The 1278-nt window shown below is 34.7% G+C and carries 2 protein-coding genes; both read right to left on the bottom strand.

Annotation, left to right across the window (positions count from 1 at the left end):
- Positions 1-149: 149 nt before the first annotated feature.
- The gene (locus AC4AGG_RS16450) at positions 150-437 is read right to left on the bottom strand and encodes a hypothetical protein (RefSeq protein ID WP_489773108.1); all 288 of its coding nucleotides are present in this window, start codon (positions 435-437) and stop codon (positions 150-152) included.
- Positions 438-452: 15 nt separating this feature from the next.
- Positions 453-1278, bottom strand: an 826-nt coding sequence (locus AC4AGG_RS16445) for a hypothetical protein (protein WP_489773107.1), incomplete at its 5' end; no start/stop codon positions are given.

Raw genomic sequence — 1278 nt, 5'->3', positions numbered from 1 at the left:
GTCTAATAAACAAAAAGTTATACTATTAAATCCTATTTTTATAAACGAAGACTAAAATTACAAGCCGCTATACGTAGCCGAGATGCTAAAGCCAGAAAAGCGTATTCGTAAGAATAAAACTCCCTCGCAAAAGCGAGGGAGTTTTATTCTTAATTATCTAAAATTTTTAATATTTTTATTTCACCCAAGTGATTTGTTCCTTCATAAAAATTAATCTTTTCCCCAACTTTTAATTTATTTTTTATAAACTCCTCAAACATAAAGTTAATAATAACTTCTTTTGACTCGCCAGGATAAAATTTTTGATTCCCTTCTAGTAATACTCTTCCTGATGTTAAGCTTCCTGATCCAAAATCAAAAGCTGGGCGATAACCATTAGAAAAAGGAGTTTTTCTAATAGTATTATACAGATGCAATATTGCTTTAATTGTTGTCATGAAAAAAATGTTAGACTAAGGAATAGGACTATAGTTAAGTGCTTTCACGCTTTTAATATTTTGTAACTGATTGGCTGGTATAGATATTACACTCTTTCCATCCATAATAAAAGAACCTGAAGTTTGCATTACACTATTTGGAACTTTAACTTTTATAATAGTATTTGCAGTCTTGTCCCAAGGATAGAAAGATTTTGAGAAAAATGAAGCATCACTTGCTGTTGTGGTAAATAGTTTTTCTGTTGCATACCCCGTCTCACCCATACGCAATCCATTAGCTCCTATGTCTGCTAATTCTGCAGGAGAAACTGATCTATAAAGAGTGGTTGTAGTTGATGCTCCTCTCGCTCCTCTCAACAACCAACTTCCTGTACCAGCTGTTACAGCCCCCAACACAGCATCTTGGACTAAAGGATTTTCTGAAACCAGCATTTGGATGTCTGTTTTTCCACGAGATTCTGGGATTCGACTTATAGAAGGAGCATTAGGATCGTTGGAATTTCCAAAAATCATAGCGCTCATTAAAGGTCCTTGATCGCCAGCTTGTATTAAAGGGTCTAAATTGTTAACTAATCCTAACCCACCAAGCAAAGAATTATTTTTATAGGATTGATCGGGGTTAAGTAAAGTAGTAGATCCATCTTCAGCAGTGTAGGTTCCTGATTTCCCAAGATAAGTTTCATTTTCTCCCGCTGTTGCTTGACTTACTGCATCATCATTCCAATAAACACTATTTGTTAAACGATTATGAACCCAATCTGTAGTCCCCCTTCCATCGGGGTCAATAAACCTAATTGGGTTATTTACAGTGTAATTATAAGTAGAGTGTCTTCTGTATTTT

Source organism: Chryseobacterium sp. CG10_8, from assembly GCF_058117085.1.
This window is presented reverse-complemented; position numbering and strand designations above follow the sequence as displayed.